Here is a 6000-nt window from a genome sequence, read left to right as displayed (position 1 = left end):
TCTGCTCCACAAGTGTTTTTTTTTTTTTCGCCGGCTGGTACCCCCCCCCCCGCCCCCGGCCGCCCCCCCCCCCCCCCCCCGGGGGGGGGGGGGGGGGGGGGCGCCCCCCGCCCGACGGCATGCCACTCAGGGGTGGGGTAGCACGCCGTCCTCGACCTCCCGCCGGTACGCGGTTCGCCGACCCACTGAACGAGCGGCGCCACCGTTTCCACACCTGGTACGCCACCGCGAGACGGCTGCGCGCCGCGGGTCGGCTCGTCTTCGAGCGGGCCTACGCGTCTTGACGGATGACCATGACGACCTCAGGCGTCGGGGTCCTTGCCCGCGCTCGTCTCGTGACGTCGGGCGATCCGGAACTTGGTGACGTCGCCGTAGGGCTTCGGCGGCGGAGGTGGTGTGGTCCTCCCCGACATCCCGTACGTGAGGTCCGGTCAGGAGTGCGTGCACCGGCCGCGACTGCTGAGGCCTGGAAGCCGTCCTCGGTGCACCGAGCGCGGAGGCGAGACCACCCCTACGCTGCGGTGCACACTGGCTGCGGCACCGCCGACGCCCTCCGGGCCGCAGTGGCCGTCACCCCGGGCCGGACGTACTTCACCGCCGAGGCCCCCGCCCCGCACGTGCGGCTCAGCTGTGCCTGCGCGGACAGTCCGGAGCGGCCGGCCGAGGGCGCACAGCGGCGGGCACCGCGCGTACGACCAGGACGGCTGAGCACGGATCCGGCCGCGGTCTGGCAGGCGCACGAGAGCGTCGGTCCCGAGCTACCGCGTCGGCGGTTGCGGCCCGCGCAGCTTCAGCTCGGCCTCGGCGGCCGCCGACAGCGCGCCGGCCCGGTACTCCTCCCATCCGGGCCCGAAGGAGGCCGAGCGGTCCGCGACGTGCAGGTGGAAAGCGAGCACCTTCTCCCAGGCCTCGCGGACGGCGGCCGTCTTACGGGGCTCGTACGGCGTGTCGTCCATCCAGTCGATCTCGCAGGTGCCGTCCATGACCTCGAAGCGGGTGACGTCCATACCGGCCAGCCGCTCGGCCTCGGCCGCGAGGCACTCGCCGAGCGGCTGCCAGGTGTTCGCCAGCTCGCCTCGGAGTTCCTCCCCCTGCTCGCCCCGGCCCTCGGCCTCGGCGAGGGCCTCCTCCAGGAGCGACTGTGCCGTGGCCAGCATCGATGCGGCGTGCCCCGGGCCACCGCCCGCCGCCTCGGACTGCCCGGCCCTGGAGCGCAGCAGGCCCGCCCGGTGCACCGCCGAACCGTTCTCCCACGCCTCCTGGTACGCGGCCTCCGGTCCGGTCTCAGGCGCCTCGGCCGTCTCCCGCAGCCCCGCCGCGTAGTAGGGCCCGCAGACATAGGCCTGGGCGAGTCTTTCGGCTCCCTCCACCAGCTGCTGTGCCGCGGTCGGGTGTTCCCCGAGCCCGCGCAGCGACCGGCCGAGGACCTCCCTCGCGCGCAACAGGTGCTCGCCGCCGTGCCAGTTGCGAACATCCGGAAGCAGCGCCCGGACCACCTCGGCGGCCTCCTCGTACCGGCCCGTCCCGCAGTAGGCCTCGGCGAGGGCAAGGTACGCGAGGGCGCTCCGCCGCGAGGCCTGCTCCGGCACGCAGGCCTCGTAGTGGAGGCCCGCTCGCAGCGCGTGCCGCGTGGTGTCCTCGTACGCCGCGGACTCCAGCGCGAGGCGGGCGAGCAGCAGGTACACGTCGCCTACCGGCTCCGGATCGACCGGGCAGGCGCCGTGTCCCATCGCCTCGTACGCGGCGGCCGCGGCCGCCTCGGCGGCGGGACGCTCGCGAAGGCCGGCGAGCTCCCGCGCCAGCTCCAGGAACGGCTCGACGGCGTCCCACGGGCGCCCGGCCAGCAGGTGGTTGTCCGAGCAGGCCCGCAGGAGCACGATCCTGCGGCCGCTGTTCCGGAACACGCAGTCGGCGGCGGCGCGCTGGGCCTGAGCCGCGAGCGACCGGAGCTCAGGACTCTCCTCGTCCGTCGTGGCCGCGGCCCCGGCGTAGGCGGCGGCATGGGTGAAGAACCGCTCCACCTCGCCCGGGGAGTGCACGTCATCGGCGGAGCGGACCACGGCCGCGGTCCGGCCGCGGGCCAGCAGCACGGCCGTGACCTGGCGAGGTGTGGCGGAGCCGGACTCGGCCAGGGCTCGCACCGCCCGCTCCGCCTCGTCGGCCAGCGCGAGCGCCTCCTCGCCGCGTTCGTGTCCGTAGGCCAGCGTCAGCGCGGCGTGGGCGCGGTTGACGGCGGCCTCGGCCGGTGCACCGCTCGCCCGGAACGCCTCGGCTGCCTCCTCGAACGCGTCCATGGCAGCCGCCAGGTCCTCGTCGGAGGGCCAGATTCCGACCTGCACGATCTCGTCGGCGAGCCGCAGCCCGCGCTGGGCTGCGAGCTCGGCGCGCAGGCAGCCGTCGACCGGCCGCCCGGCCGCCTCCTGGTCCAGAACCGACCAGGCCGCCCGGCTGTCCGGGTGGCCGCTGTCGCGCAGCCGGCGCGCCTCGGCGAGCAACCGGTCGAAGTCCCGGACCGGACCCGGCTCCCCCTCCCCGCCCGAAACGGTGACTCGGGCGAGGGCGGACAGGCCGCCGCGGATGCCGAGCGGGAGACGTTCCAGCAGTGGCTGCTGCTCCGACCTGGCACGGCTGCGGTCCGAAACGGCCGTGTTGCCGTTGCGCCGGTCGAACCGCGCGCTCAGGGTGCCGCGTTCGCGGTCGCAGTGGAGCAGGAGGGCGTCCACCGTCCAGGCCGGGCCCGGCGGTCCGGCGACCGGTTCGGCACCGAGGCCCAGCGCGGCGAGACGGCGCAGCAGCAGGACGGCGGATTCCAGCAGGGACAGTCGCTTCGCCGGGTTGCTGCCGCCGTCCAGGTGCACCGCGTGCCGGCCGAGGATGTCCAGGCCGCGGGTCTCGTTGCCGGTCAGGGCGCAGAACTCGATGTGGTGCCCGATCTCCTCGAGCACCTGTCCCTTGCCCCGCACCAGCCGATAGCCGCGCAGGTGGTGGGCGCGAGCCTGGTCCGACCGGCCCAGCCGTACCAGCGGCAGCAGGGAATGGGCGAGCACCCGCGCCGGCTCCCCGGCGCAGTCGTCGCCTGCGAGTACGGCCTCCCAGATCCGCAGGGCCTCGGCGTCGCGGCCCTGCCGGACGTGCCAGGCGCCGAGGGCGGTATCCGGCCGTCCCGGGTCGACGGCCGGCCACTGCCGGAGCAACTCCTCGGCGCGGACGTGGTCCCCGAGATGGGTGGCGAGGAGGAACTCCTGCGCCCGGACGGTGTCGCGCGGGAGTCCGGCCAGAGCGCGGCGCCGCTCCATTCCCCCGGCCCACCGCTCGAGCGAGGCGAGCGGAACCTCCGGGTGGTCCAGGCCGCTGATCCACTCGAACTCACCGACCAGCCGGTTCGAGGCGTGGCCGCCGAAGAGCGACGGATCCTCGTCCCACAGCCGCAGCGCCTGGTCGAAGACCTCGAACATCCGGCCGCGCTCGTCGCCTCGGTCGTAGGCGGACATCAAGGTGGCCATCGCGTTGAGCAGCAGCGGCGCGTCCGCCGTCGCCCGGGCGCGGTCGACCAGCGCCTCGGCGCGGCTGCTCCGCGCTCGGCCTGCCGGGACGGTCACGACCTGCGCCAACTCCTGGCGGATCTCGTTGACGAGCGTGCTCATCGGCCGGTCTCGCGTGCTTGGGTCAACAGTCATCATCTTCGGGTGCGCAGACGTCTGCCGCAGGACCGGGGCAGCTGCGCGGGTAGAGCGACCGTCGTGGGGTCGCGCGAGCCAAAACACCAGCGTACGGCGGCGAACTGACATCCGGACAGGCGCCGCCCCACCGCGCTGTCAGCCGTGCCAGGTGTCCGAACACAGGGCGGTGGCCGGCTGCGGAACACGGACCGGCTCCAGCCGCGCGGGCGGAGGTGGGATGGGACAGGTCGGGTCACCCGCCCCTGCGGCCGAAGCAGACCATCCTCACGAACGGTGGTGGTCGCACCAGGCCCGGCACAGCTCCTCGAACTCGCGCTGCCGCTCCATCAGGAGGTCGTGGGGCCGTTGCAGATGGCAGTCCAGGATGTGCACGCCGTCGGCGAACGGCTCGAAGCCGATGCGGGTTCACGTGTCCGCAGGCTTGGCGGCAGCCTCACCGTGCTGGGCTTCGGTCAGGTCGCGGCCCTCTGCCGTCCGGGCAAGCGGCGGCGCGACAGTCGTGCGCAGCTACCGCCGGGACGAAGCCGAGATCCGGTTCGCCGCGGACGCCAACAGTCGAAGGCGTCACCTACGTGACCCTCTCCGCCGCCGACCGGTACTGTCACGGCCGCCTGGGAGACGCAATCGAGCTGTGGGAGAGGGTCCTTCGCAGCAGGCTTAGCCTGACCTGCCGTGATGGAACGTCCATTCGATCGCCATCACCCGCAGGACGTACGGTTCGCCCACGCAGGACGTCACTACCCCACCACGGTCGGTGACGTAAATCGTGCGTGATGTGACTTCGGGTGGCAGCGTGAGCGGGAGGAGTCCTTCCACGCATCTCAGAGGAGTCGCCGTCATGGGCGGTATGCAGGACAAGCGTCAGGAACCGGGCAAGGGCCGCGAGGAGCAGGAGCGCATGCGCCCGGGCCAGACTCACGCCGGCGCGGGCCGGGAAGGCGAGCGGGGCGTGAGCCCCGAGGAGCTGAAGCGGCGCCGCGAGGAGGAGATGTTCCGCGAGCGCGAGCGGGACGAGATGCGCGACGAAGAACTCTGACCACCGTCAGAGCCGTCACGCGCACGCACACAGGAACCGGCCGGGCCGGTAGTCACCTCGGCCGGGTCCTGTCATGCCCGCCCCCGCGGCCGCGGTGTTCCCCACGGCGGCATCGCCGGCCGCGAAGCGTCTCCCGCCCCCGCCTGCACCGGCTGCCAGGTGCCTTCCGCGGCGACTGCCGCCTCCACGTCACCGGCACGCTCTCGCCCTGATCCCCGCTTGCGGCCGGGTTGGGGACAGGACGACGATCGAAACGGGCCGTCATCCGGGCCCAGCGGACCATCTCACCCTGCGCCTTGATGAGCTGGCGGCCGGACTCACGGATCCGGACGCCGGCAACTCCGGCGAGACGTCCCGCGGTAAGGAGTAAGCCGCGGCACCCCGACCCACGACCCGCGCGCCCGCTGCGCGCCCGCGACAGGGGCGGTCCGGGCGGGCGGATCACCCCGGGCGGGTTCGCGAAGGGACCTTTCGGCCCGGCCGATTCCGGGTCGGTCACACCGCGAGCCCGATGGACGGCCGGGGCCGGGGGGCCGGTACGAGCTCGTCGTTCTGCCGCGCCGCACACTGTTCGGGAGTGTCGACTCCCAGGCACAGCTTCGGTGCCTGTGGCACCTTCACAGTGTTGTCGCCCTTCGGCCGCGGCTTGCCGTCGACGCACACCCCCGGGAGGGCCTTGGGATCGTTGCAGTACTCCTCCGTGAAAAGGCGGTCTTCGCGGTCAGTGGTGTCGGTATCGGCCGAATCCGAGTCCGCCGGGTCGGTGGTGTCCGGGGAGTCGTCCCGGGGCGTGTCCTCGTCTCGGTGCTCCTCGTCTCTGTGCCGGTTCCAGCTCCAGCCGCCGTCGTGACCGTCACGGCCGGTGCGGTTGTTGCCACCTACGATGTTCTCGCCGGGGCTGCCGTCCTCGGCCGGCAGCGTGATCGCGTGTGCGGGTGCCGGGGCGGCGAATGCGCCTGTGGGCAGGAGCGCGCCTCCCAGTGCCAGCGAGGTCGAGGCGGTGAGCAGTGCGAAGCGAAGCGTGCGGGAGGTGTGGGACATGGGAACCTCCAGGTCGAAGGATGGAATGTGGGCCACCGGTTCTGTACGGGCCATACCTCGAGTAAGCCCGGAGGGGCGAACCGAGTCATGCCACTCGATGTCGTGACTTGACATGGCGCGGCGGCAGTGTCGGCCGCCTGGTTCAACCCGCGGCCGGCCCCGCCCCGAACCGGCGCACGTCCTGGGCCGGCACGTCCAGGCGAAGGCGCTCGAAGCGCAGCGGGTGACTCCCGACCAGGCCCG

The 6000-nt window shown here is 73.3% G+C and carries 3 protein-coding genes; 1 reads left to right on the top strand and 2 read right to left on the bottom strand.

Annotated elements, in window-relative coordinates; all coding sequences use genetic code 11:
* Positions 1-758: 758 nt before the first annotated feature.
* Positions 759-3644, bottom strand: a complete 2886-nt coding sequence (locus ACGFYY_RS16445) for a hypothetical protein (RefSeq protein WP_393709952.1) — start codon at positions 3642-3644, stop codon at positions 759-761.
* An 874-nt stretch (positions 3645-4518) separates the two neighbouring features.
* Between ACGFYY_RS16445 and ACGFYY_RS16440 the strand changes: the two genes are divergently transcribed.
* Positions 4519-4716 (top strand): hypothetical protein, encoded by a 198-nt coding sequence (locus ACGFYY_RS16440; RefSeq protein ID WP_393709950.1) that lies wholly within the window; start codon positions 4519-4521, stop codon positions 4714-4716.
* Between the two features lie 495 nt (positions 4717-5211).
* Here ACGFYY_RS16440 and ACGFYY_RS16435 read toward each other — a convergent pair whose 3' ends face one another.
* The gene (locus ACGFYY_RS16435; RefSeq protein ID WP_393709948.1) at positions 5212-5757 is read right to left on the bottom strand and encodes a hypothetical protein; all 546 of its coding nucleotides are present in this window, start codon (positions 5755-5757) and stop codon (positions 5212-5214) included.
* Positions 5758-6000: the final 243 nt, after the last annotated feature.

The sequence above is a fragment of the Streptomyces sp. NPDC048331 genome, assembly GCF_043201215.1.
Lineage (GTDB): Bacteria > Actinomycetota > Actinomycetes > Streptomycetales > Streptomycetaceae > Streptomyces.
The sequence above is the reverse complement of the archived record's forward strand: the minus strand, read 5'-3'. Positions and strand labels throughout refer to the sequence as shown.

Excerpts from the sequence above, each read along its gene's own strand:
- ACGFYY_RS16445 (WP_393709952.1), bottom strand. The coding sequence starts at position 3,644 with ATGAGCACGCTCGTCAACGAGATCCGCCAGGAGTTGGCGCAGGTCGTG.
- ACGFYY_RS16440 (WP_393709950.1), top strand. The coding sequence starts at position 4,519 with ATGGGCGGTATGCAGGACAAGCGTCAGGAACCGGGCAAGGGCCGCGAG.
- ACGFYY_RS16435 (WP_393709948.1), bottom strand. The coding sequence starts at position 5,757 with ATGTCCCACACCTCCCGCACGCTTCGCTTCGCACTGCTCACCGCCTCG.